Source organism: Mycoplasma sp. OR1901, assembly GCF_013348745.1.
Classification (GTDB): domain Bacteria; phylum Bacillota_I; class Bacilli_A; order Mycoplasmatales; family Metamycoplasmataceae; genus Mycoplasmopsis.
Genome location: NZ_CP054666.1, coordinates 13256 through 37729, shown reverse-complemented (window position 1 = coordinate 37729; position 24474 = coordinate 13256). Strand labels below are relative to the sequence as shown.

The following is a 24474-nucleotide window of genomic DNA, read 5'->3' as shown; positions in this document are numbered from 1 at the left end:
TAAAAAAATATTTTAACGCTATGTCTAAGGTTTAAAAATTAACAAAAGTATTAAAAAAGATGTAAAAAAATGAGCTTTTTAATATTTTTTATAAAAACATAAAAAGTCATTTTATTTTGTAATTATTTTTTACTGAAATATATTAAATAAAAATAAGGAAAAAGATAAAAATTAGGCATCTATTAATGTATATCTAAAGGTCTCACCACCATATTCTTCAATAAATAAAATTCTAATAGCATCTCTAAAACCTAATTTAGAATTTTCTCAAGGAGCAACTACATCAATGTATTTTTTTAAATCGAAATCATTCATTTTATCCTTGCTAGCAACTAATTTAGGAAATGAATATAGATATTGATTTAAGTATACTTTATTTATTGTTTGCTCTTCTTTTTTAGTTCCATCACTAAAAGAAGTTACTTTTTTTGTTCCGAATAGTCTAACAAAGTAAATGTAACCTTCTTCAGATAAGAAATAAATTCTATCTTCAAAATTGTAATTTACTTCTTTAGTTTTCTGTGGCTTATTTGAAGTGTTTTCTTCATTAACTTCAAATGTTTCCGAACTAGTTTCGGATAAATCATATTCTTGAACTGCTAGATCAATTATATTTAATTTTTTAGGTGTATAAAAGTCTTCAAATATTTTCTTGTTTGTCTCTAAACTTTCAATAAAGTCTTCTTTAAATGCTTTATCAGGTTCAATATCTGAAAAGTGGAAGAAATTAAAACGATGTATGTTAAATAAGAAAAATAATCAATTTTTAGAATACAATTCTTCTTTAATATCTATTGATTTATAAGTGATTAAGTTCTTTACATTACCTAAAAATAAAAAACCACCACCATCGTCAAATTCAGAAATAATATTATTCCCAAATCTTGATGCTATTTTTATTTTATTTATATATTCATCACTAATTGATTTTTGCGACTCTATAAATTTTTCTTTTTCTTCCTTGCTATTAAATGACCTATCTAAGATAACTTGAATGTATTTTTGATTAATAAATGTATTTCATTCTTGTTCTTTACTACTATCAGTTTTAACAATTGAATTCTTGATCATTTCTAACTTATTTGTACTATTATTTGAACTAGAACAAGAAACAGAAAGTGCTATAGGAGATATAAAAACTAATGACTTAAATATATTTTTTAGAAACTTATTTACTTTCATTTTCTTCTCCTTTTTGCTCTATTATTGTTGGGTATACGAAAACAGGACTACCATATCTTTGGTCTACTACCATAACTTTTTCAAATTCAGAATAAGCTTGAGGATAGTTATGAATAAAAAGTGTATGCACAATCGAAGAAATTAATGCAATAGATATTGATTTAGCTCTTGATTCTGGGAAGTATCAAAACATAGGTAACATAGTTACTGTTGGTTGTTCTTGATCTAAATCATTAACACTTAATCTAAAAACCATTTTACCTTTTAGAATATAGTAAACATTAGTATTTGATATTTCTTTAGATTCATCACCATTTTTAATATTCTCAAGTAAATTATTTTTAAGTTTAAAACTATCAATTGCAGGCTTGTTTGCTATAGTAGCCTTATATTCTTCACTTGCAGTCTTACCATTTTTTAGTCCATCAAAAACATACTCTACAAAATTAAATTCGAATTCATCTAAATGAGTTAAGAAAAAGTATCAATTTTTTGCAAAGAAATTTCTTTGATTTACTGAGTTAGTAAATTCAGGATGTTCTCCATTGCTTTTAGCAACCTTAAAACTTTCTTTAGCTTCTAAAAATTCTTGTCTTATTTTAACTTCATTTGCTTTTTGTTCATCTAAAAATTGTAATATTTTAGATTGACTACCTTTGAATACTTGATTTAATAATTTATTAATGATATCTTCTGTTTTTTGTTTGTTTTTGTCTACTGTTTTAGGACTAACTTCATCAACTAATTGAATATGTTTATTTAAAGATGTTTGAGTACTTTTTGAAAAATCAGAACATGAACTTACAGCTAATGAAGCGGAAACTAAACCTAGTAAACTAAATAAGTATTTATTTTTTTTCATTAAAACCTCATGTAAATCTTTTAAATTTAATATCATTATCTAATTGATTGAATCTAAATAATTCTTTGAAAAATAGTTCAGAGTAGTTATTTTTATTAAAAATTTGAAATAAAGTTTTGTCATCATATGTTTTATAAACTTCGTTTTCATCATATTGACCTGAACTACTTATTTTTTTAAAGTATGCAATGTCTGAATCGATTCTTTCTTGTCTTAAACTAATAAACAAGTCAGCTATGTTTTTAATCGTTGTATCTTCAATTTCTTTATTGAAAACGAATAAATCAGGAGTAATCATTATTATATTTTCCTTTTTCTCATTGGTGTATGTAAAAAAAGGAATTAAAACATTATTTGATACTTTTAAAAAACCTATTTTTTTATTAGTATAAACATCTTGTTTAAGATTTGGTATTTCAAAAGTTTTATAACCTGTTATATCTGTATTTTTTATTTTATAAAACAATTCGTTTTTATTAAATAGCTCTTCAAATTCTTTTTGAATTTCTTTTGTATCTTTACCTTTATCATCTTTATTATCCTTGTATTTACTATTAAAAGGATTAAATTGATATAAAAATGAATCTAAGTTTGTTAAGTATCAATATCAATTATTTGTTAATAAATTCTCAAATATTTCAACCGATTGACGAGCATATTTGATTTTAATGTCTTTAGCAATTTCTAATAAGTGAACCACCGGAAATGGTGCATATGTAAGAGCTACATTTAATTCATTAAAATAATTGTCATTAATATTATTTTGGTTATTGAAATAATCGTTTTTAAAATTATCTGTTAACTCTGAGTTAAAAAAGAATTCATCTGCTAATTGTTTTAAATATACATTCTCTTCTTTTTTTGTTTGTAAATGATTTTTATAATTATTATCTTTAGGTTTAATAGATGCATTATTAACTGATAAACCAACTGATAAACTAGTCACAATTATTGCGGTTAATGTTGTAAGAGAAAGCAAGCTATACTTTAATGATTTTTTCATAGAAAACCTTCTCTAGTTGTTCTGTTTTTAATCCGTTATATAAGATTTTACCTTTGTGAATTAAAGTGAATGAATCAACATATTTATCGATTTCACTTAATATGTGAGAACTGATAAAAATAGTAGTTCCACTTTGATGAAGCTCTTCAAGTAAACTAAATAATTGATATCTTGCAGTTGGGTCTAAATTAGCTGCAGGTTCGTCTAAAATGATTAATTCAGGTTCATTTAACAACATTTGAATTAATAAAATTTTCTTCTTTTGACCTGATGAAAAGTTAAAAGGTTTTTTATATTTTAAGTCTGTAATATCGAATTTTTCAAGTAATGAATCAATTTTTGTTTGCACTTCTTTCTTAGATAAAGAACCTAAGCAACCTAAATAAAGTAAATATTCATAGACATTTAATTCTTTAGGGAAGATTGCACTTTCAGGAACATAACCAATTTTTGATTTAATCAAAGGATTTTTCTTAACATCAACATTGTCAATTAAAATATCACCTGTGTAATTAATATATGAACTTATTATAGATTTTATAGTTGTTGTTTTACCAGATCCGTTTTCACCAATAAATGCATGGAAAGAACCTTTTTTCACACTAAAATTAAGTGAGAAAACACCAGTTTGTTCGTTTTTATTGTTTTTATAAATCTTTGTTAAATTTTTAATTTCTAAAATATTATCATTCATTATTTATAATCCTTTTTGTAGTATAAAACGCTATTAACTGATACTAGGATTGCGATGATTGCAATTCAAATTAGTAAATATAAATCTTTATTAACAACTTTTTGTGTTCTAGATAATTCATAAACCTCATCTGTAGCTTGGAATAAATAGTTATCTGATTTTGTAAGTTCATATCTTATTATTATTTTATTTTCATCATTAACTTCTTGTTTTGGTGTGTATTGACTATATCCACCAATGTTATATTTAAACTCACCAATACGAACAGAAATTTGAGATGGTGTATATTTTAATTCTTCAAAATTATTCGATAAAATTGAATCTATTATTTTTTGGTTGCTTGTATTCATAAAGTTAAAGTACGCATAGTATAAAAGACTTGAAGCTATATAAACTTTTTTATCTGTTATATTTTGTATATCTTTATTTTGTAATGATCTAGGGTTTAATACAATTGATTCTGATTCTAATCTATTAATTTCGCTATTATCATCATTAAGTTCTTTTTCAATTTGTTGTATTAAAGTGTTTTTAATATCTAATTTTTCTTTTAAATTTTTATTATTATTAATAAAACTATTGTAAAACTTACTTGCATAATCATTAAATATATCGTCAGATAATAATTCATCTAAATATTCTCATTTTATTTCACCAACTAAATTATCGGCAGCAGAATAAACATATTGATCTTCCGGGAACTTAAATTTAAACGAATCTGCTTTATCTCTAGCATAAATAATATTTGTGTTTTCTAGACCTTTAATATGTGATTCGTTTTTTAATGCACCAGGAACTATAAATGATTTTAGAACCTCATTATTTTGACTACCATCTTCATTAAATGTATGATATTCATACATAGGTAAATCAGAAACTGACTTTAGTTCATAATTATGTAAGAAACTTTCACTGTCATCATAATTAAAGTAACCTTCTAAATTATTAATTGTATTTCCTCTGAATAGTTTAAATATGTTTGTATTATCGTAATTAAACATATCTAGCATTTGATAAGGAGTTACTAGTAAAGAATATAATTGTCATGTTTTAGGAGCGTTTTTAGAGTGTTTATACGCTTCTTGGATGTATTGCTTTTGATCTGCTCTAAATGTTTTATTTTTAAGTCCGTTAGCCATTAAATAGAAGTTATCTTTACCATTTTTTAAATAAAACATTTCTGAATTAACTAAGTTGCCTGATGGGTTTTTATCATGTTTATAATTTAAGAAATAAGCAAAATTATCACTAACAGAAGTTGTTTTACCTGAAATTAATGTTCCACCAAAAGCTAGTGGGCTAAATAATACTATTGGTAATGTTAAGGCTATTTTGGTATTAAATTTATAAGCAATTAGTAAACTTAAATTACCAAATAAAATATATGCTAGATATATTGTTAATAAAGTTACATAAAAACTTTGTAACAATCATTGTGGGTTTAAAACACCTATAAATATTAGATTTAAAACTGTAAGTATTATTGCTCAATATAAACCTACAATCATATTAACAAATGTTTTACCAAGTATTATACTTTTCCTTGATAATGGTTTAGAAAATGTCAATAATTCTAACCCGTCCTCACTAAGATCTTTAAAAAGGTTTATTGATTTAAGTGATGCAAAAAATAACGTAAAAATTAGTTGTATTGAAACAACAACATAAAAAACAATATTTTTAGCATCTATATTTAAATTAATTTGTGAAAAAACAATAGTAACTATAAGCATTAATGTAGTTAAAATAGCCGGTATTATAATTGTGTTTTTTTTCTTTAAAATTAATTTATGTAAAAACTGAATATAATTTTTTGTATTTGTCATTTTATCCTTCCGTTTTATTATATTACTATACAGTAATATAGAACAATTATATTATATTATTTGTAATAAATAAATATTTTTGCACTTAAATAGTTTAATTTTAGTCATATTTATCTGATAGTGTAGGTTTTAAAAAAGGTATAAAAAAATGCCCTTCTGGGCTTATTCTCTGAAAACTGAATAGTAAATTAATAATTCATTAAAATGTCTTAAATACACCTTAACTTCTAAACCTATCAATTTATTAGTAATGGTCAGCTAAATGTATTACTACACTTACACATCCATCCTATCAACCTCGTAGTCTACAAGGAATTTCAAGGGAATACTTATCTCTGAGGAGGCTTCCCACTTAGATGCTTTCAGCGGTTATCCTTTCCGTACTTAGCTACCCAGCTATGCTCCTGGCGGAACAACTGGAACACCAGCGGTACGTCCACTCCGGTCCTCTCGTACTAAGAGCAGCTCTCATCAATATTCCAACGCCCACATCAGATAGGGACCGAACTGTCTCACGACGTTCTGAACCCAGCTCGCGTACCGCTTTAATTGGCGAACAGCCAAACCCTTGGAACCGACTCCAGCTCCAGGATGCGATGAGCCGACATCGAGGTGCCAAACCTTGCCGTCGATGTGATCTCTTGGGCAAGATAAGCCTGTTATCCCCAGGGTAACTTTTATCCGTTGAGCGACTGCCGTTCCATGACGTACAGCCGGATCACTAAGTCCTGCTTTCGCACCTGCTCGACTTGTAGGTCTCGCAGTTAAGCACACTTCTACCTTTGCGCTCTACATACAGTTTCTGACTGTATTGAGTGTACCTTTGAACGCCTCCGTTACTTTTTAGGAGGCGACCGCCCCAGTCAAACTACCCACCACGCACTGTCTCCTCGCCGGATGACGGCGACAGGTTAGAAACTCAACATACCAAGGGTGGTATTTCAAGGTCGACTACTCTAAGACTAGCGTCTTAGCATCAGCGTCTCCCACCTATCCTACACATGTTAGGCCAAGTTCCAATACGAAGTTGTAGTAAAGCTCCATGGGGTCTTTTCGTCTTGATGCGGGTACCCAGCGTTTTCACTGGGACCATAATTTCACCGAGTCCAATGTTGAGACAGTTGAGAGATCATTGCGCCTTTCGTGCAGGTCAGTATTTAGCCGACAAGGAATTTCGCTACCTTAGGACCGTTATAGTTACGGCCGCCGTTCACCCGGGCTTCATTTCAACGCTTCGCATAAGCTAACGCATCCACTTAACCTTCGGGCACTGGGCAGGCTTCACCCCCTATACATCACCTTGCGGTTTAGCAGAGAGTTGTGTTTTTGATAAACAGTTGCCCCTCACAATTTACTGTGGCCAACCAAAAGTTGGCACCCCTTCTCGCGAACTTACGGGGTTAATTTGCAGAGTTCCTTAACATTGGTTTTCTCGCTCGCCTTAGAATACTCATCTTGGGAACGTGTGTCCGTTCTCGGTACAGGTGACCATACGTTTAAACGTTTAGAAGCTTTTCTTGGAAGCATGAAATCACACAATTCAGCCTTTCGGCCTATGACTCGCAACTCCCGGTTAGAGGATACGCATTTAACTATATCCACCAGTCGTTACTTACCCCACAATCCATTAAGTGGTAGTGTTATCCTTCTCCGTCACTCCATCACTACGTACAGCCAGTACAGGAATATTAACCTGTTATCCATCGGATACGCCTTTCGGCCTCTCCTTAGGTCCTGACTAACCCTGGGTGGACGAACCTTCCCCAGGAAACCTTTCCCAATAGGCGTTGAGGATTCTCACCTCAAATCGTTACTCATACCGGCATTCTCACTTCTTAGCGCTCCACCAGTCCTCACGGTCTGACTTCGCCGCACTAAGAACGCTCCTCTAACGTACTTTCGTACCCGTGGCTTCGGTATCGTGTTTTACTCCCGTTACATTATTGGCGCAAGTTCTCTTGACTAGTGAGCTATTACGCACTCTTTAAAGGGTGGCTGCTTCTAAGCCAACCTCCTAGTTGTTTATGAAAACTCACAACCTTTCTGACTTAACACGATTTTGGGACCTTAGCCGACGATCTGGGTTGTTGCCCTCGCGAGCCGGGACGTTAGCACCCCGGTTCCGACTGCATGATAATACACAATGGTATTCGGAGTTTGATTATAGTCAGTACCGCTAGGCGCGGCCATTCCATATTCAGTGCTCTACCACCAAAGTTTAACATCACACGCTAGCCCTAAAGCTATTTCGAGGAGAACCAGCTATCTCCAAGTTCGATTGGAATTTCTCCGCTATTCACAAGTCATCCGGGCACTTTTCAGCGTACTACGGTTCGGCCCTCCACTTGGTGTTATCCAAGCTTCAGCCTGCTCATGAATAGATCACATGGTTTCGGGTATATGTCAACATACTAAGCGCCCTATTAAGACTCGATTTCTCTACGGCTCCGCTTTTATCCACTTAACCTCGCATGTTAACATAACTCGCCGGTCCATACTGCAAGATGTACGCCATCACGCATTAACGCGCTCTGACTAATTGTAAGTAAGTTGTTTCAGATTCTATTTCACTCCCCTCCCGGGGTTCTTTTCACCTTTCCCTCACGGTACTAGTTCACTATCGGTGTCTGGTTAGTATTTAGCCTTACCGGATGGTCCCGGCAGATTCAGACAGGGTTTCACGTGCCCCGCCCTACTCAGGATACTATCAGAAGATCTTGCCATTTCGCATACGGGAGTATCACCCTCTATGCTAAAGTTTCCCAACTTATTCTGCTATGACAAAATTTTGTAACTTCATGTAGATAGTCCTACAACCCCAACATAAATGTTGGTTTGGGCTCTTCCATGTTCGCTCGCCGCTACTAATGGAATCATTATTTATTTTCTCTTCCTGTTGCTACTAAGATGTTTCAGTTCACAACGTGTCTCGTCATTAGAACTATGTATTCATTCTAATGCAATTAGATATTACTCTAATTAGGTTTCCCCATTCGGAAATCCCCGTATCGTAGCTTATATCCAGCTCCACGAGGCTTATCGCAGGTAATCACGTCCTTCTTCGACTTCCAGACCCAAGGCATCCACAACTCACTCTTACTTATTTAAAAGTTATTTCAATATTTTCCTATTGTTTGTTGATGTATTCAAAGACATTTTAATAAATTATTATTTTAATAATAATTACTCGGTATCACAAAACAAATTGACTAATTTAATTTATTTTTTTGATGTCGTTGTTATATTAATTTATCTTTACTATTCAGTTTTCAAAGAACAAAGAGAGAAGTTCTCTCAAAACTAGATATATAAATCTTTCTGACCATTAAAGAAAGCCATGACTCAAATATTAAATAAATAAAAATGGTCTTAAAAGTTAGTAATTGTTACTAAAATGAATTGTAACTTATGTACTCCGTAGAAAGGAGGTAATCCATCCCCACGTTCTCGTAGGGATACCTTGTTACGACTTCACCCCAGTCACCGGCCCTGCCTTAGGCAGTTGTCTCCGTAGTTAACAAAACCGACTTCGGGCATTACCAGCTCCCATGGTGTGACGGGCGGTGTGTACAAGACCCGAGAACGTATTCACCGTAGCGTAGCTGATCTACGATTACTAGCGATTCCGACTTCATGTAGTCGAGTTGCAGACTACAATCCGAACTGAGAATAGTTTTTTGAGATTTGCTCCACGTCACCGTATTGCTTCTCTTTGTACTATCCATTGTAGCACGTGTGTTGCCCCACTCGTAAGAGGCATGATGATTTGACGTCGTCCCCACCTTCCTCCCAATTACTCGGGCAGTCTCCTTAGGATATTTAACTAAGGATGAGGGTTGCGCTCGTTGCAGGACTTAACCGAACATCTCACGACACGAGCTGACGACAACCATGCACCATCTGTCATTCCGTTAGCCTCCACTATATCTCTATAGCTTTGCGGAAGATGTCAAGAGTGGGTAAGGTTCTACGCGTATCTTCAAATTAAACCACATGCTCCACCGCTTGTGCGGGTCCCCGTCAATTCCTTTAAGTTTCACTCTTGCGAGCATACTACTCAGGCGGATGATTTAATGCGTTAGCTGCGCCGATAGTTCTCTATCAGCTAATCATCATCGTTTACAGCGTGGACTACCAGGGTATCTAATCCTGTTTGCTCCCCACGCTTTCGTCTCTCAGTGTCAATATGTGCCCAGTTAGCTGCCTTCGCCATGTTGGTGTTCTTCCTAATATCTACGCATTTCACCGCTTCACTAGGAATTCCGCTAACCTCTACACAATTCTAGCGTGCCAGTATCCAACGCAATTTGGGGTTGAGCCCCAAGTTTTAACGCCAGACTTAACACACAACCTACAGACGCTTTACGCCCAATAATTCCGGATAACGCTTGCAACCTATGTATTACCGCGGCTGCTGGCACATAGTTAGCCGTTGCTTTCTGACAAGGTACCGTCAAGGCAATAGCATTTCCTCTATTGCTTTTTCTTCCCTTATAACAGCAGTTTACAACCCGAAGGCCGTCTTCCTGCACGCTGTGTCGCTCCATCAGACTTTCGTCCATTGTGGAAAATTCCCTACTGCTGCCTCCCGTAGGAGTCTGGGCCGTATCTCAGTCCCAGTGTGGCGGATCAGTCTCTCAACCCCGCTAAACATCATCGTCTTGGTGAGCCATTACCTCACCAACAAACTAATGTTCCGCACCCCGATCCCCTAGTGAAGCAAACGCTCCTTTTATATTAGTTTGATGCCAAACTAATAAGTATCCGGTATTAGCGATAATTTCTCATCGTTATCCCAATCTAGAGGGCACGTTAAGTACGTGTTACTCACCCATTCGCCGCTAAGTTCCGAAGAACTCCGCTCGACATGCATGTATTAGGCACACAGCCAGCGTTCATCCTGAGCCAGGATCAAACTCTCGAAAAAATTGACTGTCATGTTTTATTGTATATATCTAGTTTTCAAAGAACTTTTTGCAATGATTTTTACTTGTTGTTTTTAATGATTGCCTAACTATTATAACACCATATTTAGAAAGTTCAAAATTATTTTTTATTTTTTTTAATAAATTTTTATATCGAAAATATTTATCTTTCTAATCTCGTGTGTTCTGTTTTTTAGACCGTCTTTTTTTAAGGTAATTACCACGGCATTAAATTGAGTATTGTTTGGACTAACTTGAAATCTTTTTCTTGAACTCGGATCTAACATCTTATCACGTACTTCTTGAAAATTGGCTCCTATTGCTGAATCAATAGGTCCAACAGTTCCTGCATCAGTTATATAACAAGTTCCGTTAGGTAAAATATGATCATCATTTGTTTGAACGTGAGTATGTGTTCCGCAGACTGCGTCAATTACTCCGTCTACTTCAAGACCTAACACATATTTTTCACTTGTTGTTTCAGCATGAAAATCAATAAAGTGAAAATCAGTATCTTTATAATTCATTAATTCATGTGCTGAAATTAAGAATGGTAAAGCGCTTGATTCTTTTCAAGGATAATTTAGTTCATTAAATGTATTACCTAATAACGAACTAACTCTTAATGTAAAATCTTTTACTTTATAAACTAAGGTTCCATAACCTGGATAACTTGAATCAATATTAAACGGTCTTATAATATCTTCTTTTTCTATAATATTATATATATCCTCATTTGCTCAAACGTGGTTACCCATTGTAAGGCAGTTTACACCCGCTTTTTTTAATCTATTATAGTCTTCTGCATTAAGACCTTTTCTACCTGTAACATTTTCACCTTGCGCTATAACAAAATCAATATTATTTTCTTTAATTAATTTCGGTAATAGTTTTTCTACCGTAATTATCCCTGGTGTTCCAAAGATATCACCTATAAATAGTAAATTTATTTTATCTTGCATTTTATTCCTAACTACGTTATTAAAGTAATTTTAATAGTATAATCCTAACAATATTCTTTTATATTATATAATTTAATTAAATTTAATAATAAAGTTTTTCTTTATTGTTAAATTGATAATTATTATCAAAATAAAAAAATAAAAAAATATTTATAAAAATGCTTTGATATTTTTTTTATATGTTATAATAATTTAGCAACACAAGAAATTGCCCAGGTGGCGGAATGGTAGACGCAAGGGACTTAAAATCCCTCGATTGCAAAATCGTGCTGGTTCAAGTCCAGTTCTGGGTACCATGTTATGCGTCCTTAGCTCAGCAGGTAGAGCAAATGGCTTTTAACCATTGGGTCAGAGGTTCGAATCCTCTAGGACGTACCATTTCAAGAAATTGACCAATAAGCCTTATGGCTTATTTTTTTATTCTTTTACAGATATTAAAAACTTCTAAATCTTTTTTCTAGATTTAGAAGTTTGATTTTAAATGTTAATATAGTTGTTTAATACGTTTGATTAAATCTCTTTTAAAAATAAATTTTTCAAGATAGTAATTTAAAACAGGAATACTGAAAGTGAATGATAAGAATAAGAAATAAATTATTACTTCGAATCAACCAGGGAATAAAAGTTTTGAACTATTATAAAATACCCCGTAATTATTTTTAGCAACTCCACTTATAGCGTTTGAAAATATTGTAATAAAATATGCTATTTCAATAGTTGTAATTCCGATGAATGAAATTACAGTTACTACATAAAAAAGAATGTTATTTATTTTTTTAGTATCAATAATATTTTTTCTCTTTTTAGCATACAAGATAATAATATATAAATAAACCGCAAAAAAGAAAACAGTAGGATAATTGCTAAATAAATCTAAAAATGAATCTGTGTTAAAACTTAAACTTAAACCGAATAAAATTACAAAGTAAAATAAAAATGTAAGTGTGCAATACAAGAAGATTGCTTTTCTTAAACTCATTTTTTTCAAAATACTTTTAGATCCAAATACTAGTTTATTTGAAAGAATTATTTCCATTTCATTTTTATAGGCAAAAGTTATCCCGTTTATAACTCCAAGTGTGGAAATTAACAATAAAGTGTAAATTATTTTTTCAATAACTGTACCTAAAGATTTAGGTAGAGAATCTAATAAAATTCCTTCCACTGTTTTTGCGTTGTGTAAAATTGATGATAATGCAATTAATGTATATAATGCAGTAATTGATACCATCCCAACTACAACTATAATAGGTAATCTTTTTTTAGAATTTTTAATTTTGTTACCAAATGATCCAACTATTAAAAATGCATCATATGAAAATAAAACTGCTGGTAAAGCGACAATTACACCTTTAAGTGTAAATGATCCGTTTAAAAATGCATTTAATGGTTGTGAACCATCATTTAGGTTATGTGTGTTAGCTAAAACTAAACCTATTATCATAACAGAAAATAACGGAATAAATTTTAATACTGTTACAACTAATTGGAAAATCCCGGATGCACGCTGTGATAAGATAACTAGTGATAAAAAGTAAATACTAATTAATGCACCTAATAACAAGTGTGCTCAAATCTTAATATCGTTAAAATTAATTGCACCCATTACAGATAAGAAATAAAAGAATATTTCTGAACCGAAACTACCAAGGATTGTAAATAATAATCCAAAATAAAATAGTGCGTATGTTAAAGATATACCATATGATGTTGCTCCCGGCTTTAATCTGTGTATTCAGTTGGATATTCCTGAAAAATTTTTGTTAGTCATTGAACCGATTTCTGAAAAACATAGTGCGACACAAATTGAGATTATCCCACCTATGATTCAAGTTATCAGTCAGCTTAACCCGTTATAATCAACCGCTTTTCCAACTGATATATTTTTGAAAAATATACCAATTCCAACTACGGTTCCTATTAACATCATTAATGATAAGGCGAAGCCTATTTTTTTATTATTTTTCATTTAAACTCCTTGGCTTTTTTAATGGCCATTTAATAGTATAACTTAAAATAAAAATTAAATAATTTTTTATTAAAAAATAATAAAAAAATAAGCCATAAGGCTTATTGGTCAATTTCTTGAAATGGTGCGAACGAATGGACTCGAACCATCGACCTCACGATTATCAGTCGTGTGCTCTAACCAGCTGAGCTACGCTCGCATATATTGCTTTACTATTATAGCATATAAACAGTAATAGCAAAGCTTTTTATTATTATAAAATTAACGTTTTGAGAATTGTCTTGCACGACGAGCAGCACGAAGTCCAGGTTTTTTACGTTCTTTAGCTCTTGCATCTCTTGTTAGCATTCCTGCTGCTTTAAGAGTTGAACGGTAATCAGCACTTGCTTCTAATAAAGCACGAGCAATACCTAATCTAATAGCTCCTGCTTGACCACTTAAACCACCACCAGCAACAACAACTGAAACATCGAATGTTCCTTTTGTTTCTGTTAAATCAAATGGTTGATTAGCGTCTTTTAAGTAAATGTCTGATGTTAAGTATTCACGAGCTTCACGTTTGTTGATTACGAATTTACCTGTTCCTGGTGTTAATCTAACACGAGCAACTGATGATTTTCTTCTTCCTAATCCACGGTATTCTATGTTTTTACTCATAATTATTTAACCTCTAATCTTTCTGGGTTTTGTGCTTGTTGTTTATGTTCTGGTCCTGCATATACAAATAAGTTACGACGTTGTTTGTTACCAAGCTTTGTATGAGGAAGCATACCACTTACAGCTTTTTCGATTAAAGCTGTAGGTCTTTTTACTCTTAATTTTGCTGCTGTTATACTTTTTAATCCACCAGGGTATCCTGAGTGTGAGTAGTAAATTTTTTGTTCTTCTTTTTTAGCTGTTAAAACGATTTTTTCAGCGTTTATAATAACAACGTTATCTCCCATGTCAGCATTTGGAGTAAATTCAGGTTTGTTTTTTCCTCTTAATACAGAAGCAACGTATGCTGCTAAACGTCCTAAAACTTGACCTTCAGCATCAATAACATATCACTTTTTATTTGCTTTTTGTGTATTAACAATTGTTGTTTGTCTCATACAACCTCCTACGTTAATTTTGAATTTTTTTATGTTTTAATATTAAGTTGCCTTTTTATTATATCATAGATTTATTATTTAAAGAATTTTTAATAACAAAATAAATTTTTTTAATTTCAGCATAAAATACTAAGTTTAAAGAAAGTATTAAAGGTATAAATCAATATAATCAATTTTGACCGTAAACTTCTAAAGAAGTTATCTTAAATACATTTGATAGCCCTGGAATAAATGTTACAAATAACATTGATACTACAGAGAATAAACTAGCAATATATACTAATTTGTATTTTTTAAATTTAGAGAAAATAATTGATGATTTACTCATTAAATTAAGTGAATTTAAACTTGCTCCAATACCTAAAGTAACAAACATTGCACTCGAAGTTAATTTAACAAATTTCTCGCCACTAATATTTGCTTGTACAGCTAACATTCCAACTAATCCATAAGATAATAATGAAGCAAATGAAAGCACAAGACTTTGTAACATCAATTCTTTAAACATTCCGTTTGCGAATATGCTTTCATCTCTTTTTGTTGGTTTATTTTTCATAACATTTACATCAGTCGGCGTCATACCTAAGGCAATAGAAGGTAGACCGTGTGTAAGTAAATTAATTCATAATAATTGTGATGCAGATAATATTATTACATCAGTATTTTTGAATTGTTCTTTGAATACAAATGAAAATACAAATAATCCAAATAACATTACTATAATTTCGGTTATTGATGAAATTAATAAGTTTAATATAACAGATTTAATTCTGTGATATGTTTCTCTACCACTTTTAACAGCTTTAACAATTGTACTAAAATTGTCATCTGTTAAAATCATATCTGCCGCTTGTTTAGAAACATCAGTACCTGTAATTCCCATAGCGATACCACTATCACTACGTTTAAGTGCAGGCGCATCGTTTACACCATCACCAGTCATGGCAACAACTTGGTTATGTGATTGTCATGCGTTTACAATTCTTAATTTATCTGATGGTGTAACACGTGCATAAACAGAAATATGTTCAACTTGTTCTTTTAGTTGCTCATCACTCATGTTAGATAATTCTAATCCTGTTATAGCTCTATCACCTTCAACAAATATACCTAATTCTTTTGCGATTGCAACTGCTGTTGTTAAATGGTCACCTGTAATCATAATAGGTTTAATTCCAGCTTCAAAACCTTGTTTGATACTTTCTTTAACTCCAACTCTAGCTGGGTCAACCATTGCAATTAAACCGATAAATTCTAAGTCTTTTTCATCGTCAAAATCGATATTATCTTTGTTAATAACTTTTTTAGCAATAGCTAAAACTCTATAACTTTTATTTGATAACTCTTCAACTTTATGTCTATATGATTCGTCTAAATCTTTGACTCTTGAAAAAACAACATCTGGAGCACCTTTTGTAATTAAAATGTTTTGATCATTTTCTTTTAATAATACTGACATTAATTTTCTGTCACTATCAAATGGTAATGAGTTGATTTTTGAGAAATGATTATATATATTTTCGTCATTTATATTATGTTCATTTGCGTAATATAAAATACCAATTTCTGTTTGATCTCCAACTTCAACAAACTCACCTTTATCATTTTTGTGAATTGATGCATCACAACATGCAACAAAGTATTCTAAAACTTTTTCATTACTTAAAGTTTTATTGTAGTTAATAAAATCAACTACTTTCATTTTATTTTCTGTAAGTGTACCTGTTTTATCAGAACAGATTATGCTTGTTGAACCAATTGTTTCAATTGCTGCAAATGATTTGATTATAACTTTTTCACGAGTCATTCTTGCAACACCGATTGCTAAAAGAACTGTTGTGAATGTTATTAATCCTTCAGGTATCGCTGCAACAGCTAAAGAAATACCAATAACTGTAGCGTTTGAATATAATTCTGGTTTGGTTCAATTACTTGTAATTGATCCTTGAATTACTATTTGTAATATTGCTGTTACGAATAATAGAACAATTCCGATAATTCCGAAAACTTTACTTAGTTTATTAAGTTTTACTTGAAGTGGTGTTAAAGGAACTTTTTGTTCTTGTATTAAATTATTAATTTTCCCAATTTCTGTTTGATCACCAATTGCTGTAACTACAGCAATTGCTCTACCTTGTGTAGAATATGTTCCTGAGAAAATTTTATTCTTTTGATCTCCTAAATTAGTGCTATCTGTTGAAACAAAATTTGCATCTTTTTCAACCGCAATAGATTCACCAGTTAACGCTGATTCTACTGCATAAAATGAATATGATTCAATTAAATCTGCATCTGCAGAAATAATATCACCAGCTTCGACTACTATTAAATCACCTACCACTAAATCAGATGAAGGAATAGTTATTAATTTACCATCACGATAAACTTTGGCATATAACTCATTACTTTTAGAAAGAGCTTTAACCGCTTGGTTACTTTTAATCTCCTGATAAGTTCCAAGCATAGCATTAAGTGCTACTACTATAAGTATTATAAACGGCTCTATAAATGAAATTATTAGCTCCGATGTTTTTTGGTTTTCGTTTGTTATTGCTTCATATATTGCCACACCAAAACTAAATGCTGAAGCAATTAAAAGTAAAATAATCATAAAGTCTTTAAATTGTTCTAAGAACATTTTAAAAATACTTTTTTCTTTTTTTACGGTCATTTTGTTATAACCATTTTGTTTGATTAATCTTTCAACTTCCGTTGAAGATAAACCAGTTTTGTTTTTTATGTATTCTTGATTGTACAAAATTTCTCCTTTAATAATATAAATAAAATCATACTTTAAAAGTACGATCTTATTACTTTTCTGATAATAATAAATCAGAAACACGTCTTGCAGCTATCGCTCCATCTGAAGCGGCAGTTACTATTTGACGAATTTCTTTAGCTCTAATATCACCAGCTGCAAAAACTCCCGGTAAAGAAGTTTCCATAAATTTGTTAGTGATAATAAATCCTTTTTCATCTAAAATTTCTTTGTTTTTAATAAAATCTGTTGATGGTTCCATACCAATATATGGGAAGAATGAAGCTACTCGAATTGTTGAAGTAGTTCCATCTTTGTGTTCGATAATTGCGTTTTCTAAAGTACCATCACCTTTAAGTGTTAAAATTCTTGAATTTTTAAAAACAACAACATTTTCTTTTGATAATAAATCATTTACAAGTCTTGGCTCAGCATTGAATTCATCGTCTCTAATAACAACATAAACTTTTGAAGCTATTGTAGATAAATAACTAGCTTCTTCAACTGCTGAATTACCATTTCCTAAAACTAATGAAGGTAATCCTTTAAATAAAGGACCATCACAGATAGCACAAAAACTTGCACCTCTATTTAGAAAACTTTGGAAGTTTTCAATAAAGTTAGGTTCAACGTTTCTCATTCCAGTTGAAATTAAAACTGTTTTTCCTAAAATAACGTCACCATTTTCTAATCTGATTTCATTATTAAATTTACCGTTATGTTTTAATTCAACAACTTTACCATATTTGTATACTGCACCATATTTTTTTGAGTGATTAAAAAAGTTTAAAGCTAATTGTCACCCTTCAATATTTTCGGTACCTATTCAGTTTTCAACTTTACTTGTAGTTGATAATTTACCACCAGGAGCACCTTTTTCGATAAAAATAACGCTTAAATTTGCTCTTGAAGCATAAATGGCAGCATTTAGACCAGCTGGTCCACCACCAATTATCACTAAATCATAAATTTTGTTTTGCATTTCACTCCTATTTATTTCTAAATTTTGAAAGTATTAATTTAAATATGTGTTTAAATGATGTTACATGAACATAAGATAAATACATTTCAGAATTTGCATATTGATATGTTGTAATGCTTTGAGTTTCTGATTTTTTAACTCTAACATATTTTACTCTTCCGAAGAATTGGTAGTATATTACTAATAATGATCCGAAAAGAACAAAACCAAGGGCAACATATTCATATAGTTTATATGATTCTTCACGCAATGGCTCCATACCCATACGTATGAGTCCATATCAAACTAAATACATACCTATATTTACGCCTGGTTTGAAAAGTCAGAAATAATTGAATACTCAAACTAAAATTAAGTAACCCACCAAGTTTGCGATTGCTTCATATAAGAACAACGGATATCTATAAGCTGCTTGAATTCCTAATTCGTTTGTTACAGCATCACTTATATACATATTATCTGCAAATGTTTTTCCTCAAACTAATGAGCTAGCACCAGTTCAATCTATTTTACCATAAACCTCGTGATTTGCATAGTTCCCAAAACGTCCAATAAATTGTCCAATTAAAATAGTTGGAATAATTAATGAACCGGCTTTTCTAATATCTACTATATCTCTTTTTGTATAGACATATAGTAAGTCAACTATAATCGTAGTTATTAAACCACCTTGAATACTTAGTCCACCTTCTCAGATTTTATACCAAGCAGAACCCTTAAATGGTTCATCTTGATAAATTAATTGTTCAACAATATAACCTAAACGTGAACCGATAATACCCATAGGTATAGTAATTAAAATTAATGTATAAACAACGTCCATTTGTAGTTTTTCTCTACGTCAAAAATAGATAACGGTAAGTATTGAAAGTAAATAACCTAACATCATTGTAAGTGAATATGTTTGTATTTGAAATGATCCAATTTCAATCAATGGACTTCATGGTCTACCCTCAAAAGCTGGTTGTGAAGGAATATAAGATGTCATATTAATCATTGCTTTTTAACCTCCTTTTTTCTATTTCGTCTAAAACGTTAACGCCATCATGGCGAGAAAGATAAGAACTAACCGCTGCTTCAATTAAAGAAGCTGTCGAACCACCTTCTTTTATTGGGATTTGTATTTTCTTAATATGTCTTTCAAATATTGAATATTTAAGAAAATCAACGCCTAAACGATCAAATTCTTGTTGTTTATCAGTTCTTACTAATTCAACAACTAAATTAATAATTGAAGAAGGAGCAACAGATTTAATTCCGTAGGTGTATTTAATGTCGATAATACCAATTCCACGTACTTCTAAAAAATTACGTGTTATTTCCGGTGATCTACCTATAAATAAATTTCCAGTATCTTTAATTAATACAGAATCATCACTTATTAGAACATGACCTTTTTGAACTAGTTCTAAAGCTGCTTCAGATTTACCAACTCCACTTGATCCAATAATTAAAACTCCAGTTCCTCCGATTAAAACTAAACAACCATGTATTTGTTTTTCTTCAGAGAAAAAGTTATTTAAATATGAACCAACGTTAGTTGATATATAAGAGGAACTAGTTTGTGATAGCGATACAGGAACGTTATAAATATCCGCTACTTCAACTATTCATTCTAAGGCCGGTTTAGTAACACCTTTTGATAGCATTACTAATGGCGGCTTTTGTTTAAAAATATGTTCTATAGCTTCACAAGCTCTATGTTTCCCGATACCTTGAAATCATAATGATTCTGTTGTACCTCATGCGATAATATTATTACTAATACGATCACTATTAACTTTTTCTGCTAAATCTAAACCAACACGCTTAATTGCCGGTTGATAAATATCGTTATACTCGATATTTTCTTTATTTTTGTTGATTATTTCTAAATTAAAAAAGTTAATAATTTTTTCGACATTAATCTTTTTTTCAGTTTTCATTACACCTCGATAATAATATAAATTTATATTAATTATACTTTATTTTATTTATTTTTGCTTAATATTTTGTTAAGGAATTGACCTGTATAACTGTTAGCATTTAAGGCAACTTGTTCCGGTGTACCACTAGCAACTATTCTACCACCGTTAACACCACCATCAGGTCCTAAATCAATGATATGATCACAATTTTTAATTACATCTAAATTATGTTCAATAACTAAAACAGTATCACCGTTATCAACAATTCTATTTAAAATAGTTATTAATTTTTTAACATCATGTACATGCAATCCTGTTGTAGGTTCATCTAAAACATAAACAGTCTTACCTGTAGGTCTTTTTTGTAAATAAGTAGCCAATTTTACTCTTTGTGCCTCACCACCAGACATTGTTGTTGACATTTGACCTAGTTTAATATAACCTAAACCAACATCTTTTAGGTATTTTAATTTATCAACAATTTTCGGATGTTTTTCAAAGAAATCAAAAGCTTCATCAACACTCATTTCCAAAACATCGTTAATATTTTTACTACGGTATTTTATTTCTAAAGTCTCTTTATTGTATCGTTTTCCATCACATTGATCACAAGAAATGTAAACATCAGGTAGAAAGTGCATTTCTATTTTTTGGTATCCATCACCAGAACATTTTTCACACCTTCCGCCAGGTGTATTAAAGCTAAAACGACCTTTTAAATAACCTCTTATTCTAGACTCTTCAACGTTCGCATAAACATCTCTAATATCGTCAAAAACACCTGTATATGTTGCAGGATTACTTCTTGGAGTTCTACCTATTGGAGTTTGTGAAATTGGAACAACCTTATCAACATGCACTAATCCTTTGATGCTTTCAAATTTAATTTTTTTATTTAATTTTGAAGCGTCTTTTGAAACCATGTGTTGGATCCCTGAAACAAGTATTTCATTTATTAAAGTGCTCTTTCCAGAACCTGAAACACCAGTTACGCCAACTAACTTACCTAAAGGAATTGTTACGTCAATATTTTTTAAATTATTTTGTTTTGCTCCGATAATTTCAATTGTTTGACCGTTTCCACCTCTTCTAGTTTTAGGAATTTCAATCTCTCATTCACCTGATAAATACTTACCTGTAATAGATTTTGGCTCTTTAATAATATCTTCTAATTGACCATTTGCAACAATTTCACCACCAGCGGCTCCAGCTAGTGGACCAATATCCACTATATGATCAGCAGCGAACATTGTATCTTCATCATGTTCAACAACAATTAAGGTATTTCCTAAATCTACCATTTTTCTTAAAGTGTCAATTAATCTTAAATTATCTTTTTGATGTAAACCAATAGAAGGTTCGTCTAAAACATATAAAACACCACTTAAATTTGAACCAATTTGGGTAGCTAATCTAATTCTTTGTGCTTCACCACCTGAAAGTGTTTCAGCACTACGGTCAAGTGTTAAATATTCTAAACCAACGTCTTTTAAGAACTTCAAACGATCTAAAATTTCTTTAACAACTAAAGAACTTATTTTTGAATCTGATTCATCTAATTTTGAAACTGCATTTTCAACTTTAATTAATAAATCACCAATTGTACTTTTAATATATTCAAAAATATTTTGATTATCAACTCTAACACTTAACGCTTCGGGATTTAATCTTGCTCCCTTACATTTTAAACAAGTGAATACACCCATATATTTCTTCAGATAATCTCTACGATTATCTGAAGAAGTTTCGTAATAAGCTCTTTCAATCATTGTCATAATTCCTGGAACAGCTTGTTTTTTACGATATTTATTACCAGAAGTTGATTCTAAAACGAATTCTATTTCATCTTCTTCACTTCCATATAGTATTCTTCTAAAGTGTTCTTCACTCATTTCGTCAATAGGTAAATCAAAAGGTACTTTATAATGTTCTAGCATTCTAGCATATCTTTGTCATTCTAAATTAGAAGTATTAACGGTATTTTCGAAGTATTTAATTGCTCCATGTTCTATTGTTCTTCAAGTTTCAGGAATTAAAATGTCAACATCTGGTTTAAATTCAACACCTAAACCTTTACAGTTATTACACATACCATAAGGTGCATTAAATGAAAACAGCCTTGTTTCAATTTTTTTAATTGAAAAATCTTTATAAATACATGCATGTAACTTAGAAAATAATTCAATTTTATTAGTTGCTAAGTTTTCTACTTTTACATATCCTTCTGATTTTTCAGTAGCAATGTCTATTGCTTCTGAAATTCTATTGTAGTTATTTTCATTAACACTAACTCTATCTATTACTAAATCAATACTATGTTTTGTGTTCTTATCAAGATTAATTTCATCATCTAGTTTATAAATTACACCATCAACCTTAACTCTAAGGTACATCTCTTTTCTTAATTTCTCAAATAAATTTTGATGTGTACCTTTTTCGTTGTCTACTAATGGTGCATAAATAATCAATTGTGTATTTTCACCGTATTCATATATTGATTTTAAAATACTTTTTGTTGTTTGTGATGTAATTTCAATATTATGTCTAGGGCAATATGCTTTACCTATAGTAGCGAAAAGTAACCTGAAATAATCATATATTTCAGTAACTGTTCCAACAGTTGAACGCGGGTTGTTGTGAACAGTTTTTTGCTCAATAGAAATTGAAGGGCTTAATCCATCAATTTTATCAACATTTGGTTTCTTAGTTCCACCCAAAAACATCCTTGAATAAGAACTCAAAGAATCTACGTATCTACGTCTCCCTTCTTCATAAATTGTATTAAAAGCCAAAGAACTTTTACCACTACCACTTAGTCCTGTAAATACTACCAATTTATTTTTAGGAATTGTTAAATCTACATTTTTAAGATTATTTTCTCTCGCTCCTTTTATAATTAAAAAATCATTTTTCATAGCTTATTACCCCCTTTAATATATATTTTAACAATTATTAGACAATAAGTTATAAATTTACAATATTAGTTTACATTTTTTTAGATAGTTGATTTTCGTAATTTTAGTTCTTTTTTATTCCTGATTTAGTTTGGGATAGGTTGCTATAATTGTTTTTATTTTATTGTAAGTAAGTAATAAAAAAATAACATTTAAATTTAGTTAAATGTTATTTTTAGATTTATGTTTCTCGTATAATTTGTAAAATTCATCTTTTGATGTAGTTTTTTGAAAATCTCTATCATTATTGTATGAATAACCTCTTGCGAACATAACAGTGTGAATTCTCTTATTAAAAGTTAAATCCTCATCAAGGAAAGTGCTTTTACCATCTTTTGTAAGTTCATTTCTTTTTTCTATTTGATGAATACTTTTTCTTTTAAGGTAATTTTCCGGTTGATATTTAATAAAAGATCCTTTTAATAACACATAAACATCATCGGCTTCTTTTTTAAAAAAGACATTATATTCATCTTTTTTAAGATTATTATTTTTAACATCTACTTTACCATAATAGTATATTATATTGTCATTGCTTACTGTGTTGTTTAAGTCGACTTGATTATTATCTTTTGTATTTGTTTTTTCTTCTTGTTTTTTAATTTGTACACCAATGTTATTTGTTTTTTTATACTTATCACTATCTAAATATAACGAATTAAATAAAGTAATTATTCCTTCGATAGCATCTGATTGGTTAGCGTTCGCCTTTACAGGATATTTGCCATATTTGATAACATTTGTTAAATTAAATTTTTCCTTAAAAATATGAATTAAATTTTCTTCGATAGCGTTTAAATCATCAGCATTCCATTTTTGTTCGTTTTTATCCAATTTAAATAAATGTATTTTTGATTCTTCATCAACCTTATTATTTTTGATGTGTCCACCTTTTCTACCAAATCAACCTTTTTTAGTCTGTCCTATATACAAACTACTTTCTTTTTCGTTAACAATTATGTAAATTAAATTGTATGAATGCTTAATTTTTATATTATTAGGGTTATCAATAATAGAATCAAAGTTTCTTTGATAAAATGTGAATAATGATATTTTATCTCTTTTAGTTCTTGATAAGGTTGATTTAACTAAATGTACTTCACCATTAGAATTTCCAATTAATGTTGATACAATTTTATAATTATTTACTTCAGTCATATTAATCTCTCTTTCTTAATCGATAAAATTATATATTATTTTTAAAAATTAGCCTTTTATCCATTGTAAAAGGATAACTTTTAAAACTTTTTTATAATAAAAAATTAATCAAAAATTTAAAATAATTAATTTTATTTACAACTATGCATTAAATCATTTTATTCCTATTTTTGATATAATCAAATTAATAAGAAGGCA

Annotated in this window: 15 protein-coding genes, 3 tRNA genes and 2 rRNA genes; 2 read left to right on the top strand and 18 right to left on the bottom strand. The window is 30.6% G+C overall.

Translation table 4 applies throughout. The annotated features are described in order from the left end of the window. Positions 1-171: 171 nt before the first annotated feature. From HTZ87_RS00145 to HTZ87_RS00110, 8 genes are all read right to left on the bottom strand, one after another. Positions 172-1182, bottom strand: coding sequence for an aromatic motif membrane protein (locus tag HTZ87_RS00145; RefSeq protein WP_174892560.1), 1011 nt, complete (start codon positions 1180-1182; stop codon positions 172-174). Further along, positions 1169-2044, bottom strand: coding sequence for an aromatic motif membrane protein (locus tag HTZ87_RS00140; protein WP_174892559.1), 876 nt, complete (start codon positions 2042-2044; stop codon positions 1169-1171). The genes HTZ87_RS00145 and HTZ87_RS00140 overlap by 14 nt, the downstream gene beginning before the upstream one ends. Then, positions 2031-3047 carry an aromatic motif membrane protein gene (locus HTZ87_RS00135; protein ID WP_174892558.1) on the bottom strand — a complete coding sequence of 339 codons (1017 nt, stop codon included), beginning with the start codon at positions 3045-3047 and terminating at the stop codon, positions 2031-2033. Before HTZ87_RS00135 ends, HTZ87_RS00140 begins: the two co-directional genes overlap by 14 nt. Then, positions 3025-3741 (bottom strand): ABC transporter ATP-binding protein, encoded by a 717-nt coding sequence (locus HTZ87_RS00130; protein WP_174892557.1) that lies wholly within the window; start codon positions 3739-3741, stop codon positions 3025-3027. The genes HTZ87_RS00135 and HTZ87_RS00130 overlap by 23 nt, the downstream gene beginning before the upstream one ends. Continuing rightward, positions 3741-5567 carry an ABC transporter permease gene (locus HTZ87_RS00125; RefSeq protein WP_174892556.1) on the bottom strand — a complete coding sequence of 609 codons (1827 nt, stop codon included), beginning with the start codon at positions 5565-5567 and terminating at the stop codon, positions 3741-3743. The genes HTZ87_RS00130 and HTZ87_RS00125 overlap by 1 nt, the downstream gene beginning before the upstream one ends. Positions 5568-5790: 223 nt before the next feature. After that, positions 5791-8677: ribosomal RNA gene (locus HTZ87_RS00120) — 23S ribosomal RNA — on the bottom strand. A 311-nt stretch (positions 8678-8988) separates the two neighbouring features. Then, positions 8989-10494: ribosomal RNA gene (locus HTZ87_RS00115) — 16S ribosomal RNA — on the bottom strand. Together the 16S and 23S rRNA genes form the textbook arrangement of a ribosomal RNA operon. Before the next feature lie 135 nt (positions 10495-10629). Continuing rightward, positions 10630-11454, bottom strand: a complete 825-nt coding sequence (locus HTZ87_RS00110) for a TIGR00282 family metallophosphoesterase (protein ID WP_174892555.1) — start codon at positions 11452-11454, stop codon at positions 10630-10632. Between the two features lie 210 nt (positions 11455-11664). On the opposite strand from HTZ87_RS00110, the gene HTZ87_RS00105 reads away from it, so the two are divergent. Then, a tRNA-Leu gene (locus HTZ87_RS00105) sits at positions 11665-11750 on the top strand. A gap of 6 nt (positions 11751-11756) precedes the next feature. Next, positions 11757-11832, top strand: a tRNA-Lys gene (locus HTZ87_RS00100). 106 nt (positions 11833-11938) lie between these two features. Here HTZ87_RS00100 and HTZ87_RS00095 read toward each other — a convergent pair. The 10 genes from HTZ87_RS00095 to HTZ87_RS00050 form a co-directional block, all read right to left on the bottom strand. Continuing rightward, on the bottom strand, positions 11939-13423 hold the full coding sequence (locus tag HTZ87_RS00095) for an APC family permease (RefSeq protein WP_174892554.1): 1485 nt from the start codon (positions 13421-13423) through the stop codon (positions 11939-11941). Positions 13424-13545: 122 nt separating this feature from the next. Continuing rightward, positions 13546-13622, bottom strand: a tRNA-Ile gene (locus tag HTZ87_RS00090). 62 nt (positions 13623-13684) lie between these two features. Further along, positions 13685-14080 carry a 30S ribosomal protein S9 gene (gene rpsI / locus HTZ87_RS00085; protein ID WP_174892553.1) on the bottom strand — a complete coding sequence of 132 codons (396 nt, stop codon included), beginning with the start codon at positions 14078-14080 and terminating at the stop codon, positions 13685-13687. 2 nt (positions 14081-14082) lie between these two features. Then, positions 14083-14517: a 50S ribosomal protein L13 gene (rplM, locus tag HTZ87_RS00080; protein ID WP_174892552.1), complete on the bottom strand. Its 435-nt coding sequence runs from the start codon at positions 14515-14517 to the stop codon at positions 14083-14085. A 58-nt stretch (positions 14518-14575) separates the two neighbouring features. Next, complete coding sequence (locus HTZ87_RS00075) at positions 14576-17275, bottom strand: cation-translocating P-type ATPase (RefSeq protein ID WP_371813976.1); 2700 nt, start codon at positions 17273-17275, stop codon at positions 14576-14578. Positions 17276-17327: 52 nt separating this feature from the next. Further along, complete coding sequence (locus HTZ87_RS00070; RefSeq protein WP_174892551.1) at positions 17328-18257, bottom strand: NAD(P)/FAD-dependent oxidoreductase; 930 nt, start codon at positions 18255-18257, stop codon at positions 17328-17330. 7 nt (positions 18258-18264) lie between these two features. Then, on the bottom strand, positions 18265-19254 hold the full coding sequence (gene lgt, locus HTZ87_RS00065) for a prolipoprotein diacylglyceryl transferase (RefSeq protein WP_174892550.1): 990 nt from the start codon (positions 19252-19254) through the stop codon (positions 18265-18267). Next, positions 19247-20182 carry an HPr(Ser) kinase/phosphatase gene (gene hprK / locus HTZ87_RS00060; protein WP_174892549.1) on the bottom strand — a complete coding sequence of 312 codons (936 nt, stop codon included), beginning with the start codon at positions 20180-20182 and terminating at the stop codon, positions 19247-19249. The genes lgt and hprK overlap by 8 nt, the downstream gene beginning before the upstream one ends. A gap of 44 nt (positions 20183-20226) precedes the next feature. Further along, positions 20227-23079, bottom strand: a complete 2853-nt coding sequence (gene uvrA / locus HTZ87_RS00055; protein ID WP_174892548.1) for an excinuclease ABC subunit UvrA — start codon at positions 23077-23079, stop codon at positions 20227-20229. A 201-nt stretch (positions 23080-23280) separates the two neighbouring features. Continuing rightward, positions 23281-24276 carry a hypothetical protein gene (locus tag HTZ87_RS00050; protein WP_174892547.1) on the bottom strand — a complete coding sequence of 332 codons (996 nt, stop codon included), beginning with the start codon at positions 24274-24276 and terminating at the stop codon, positions 23281-23283. Positions 24277-24474 lie beyond the last annotated feature (198 nt).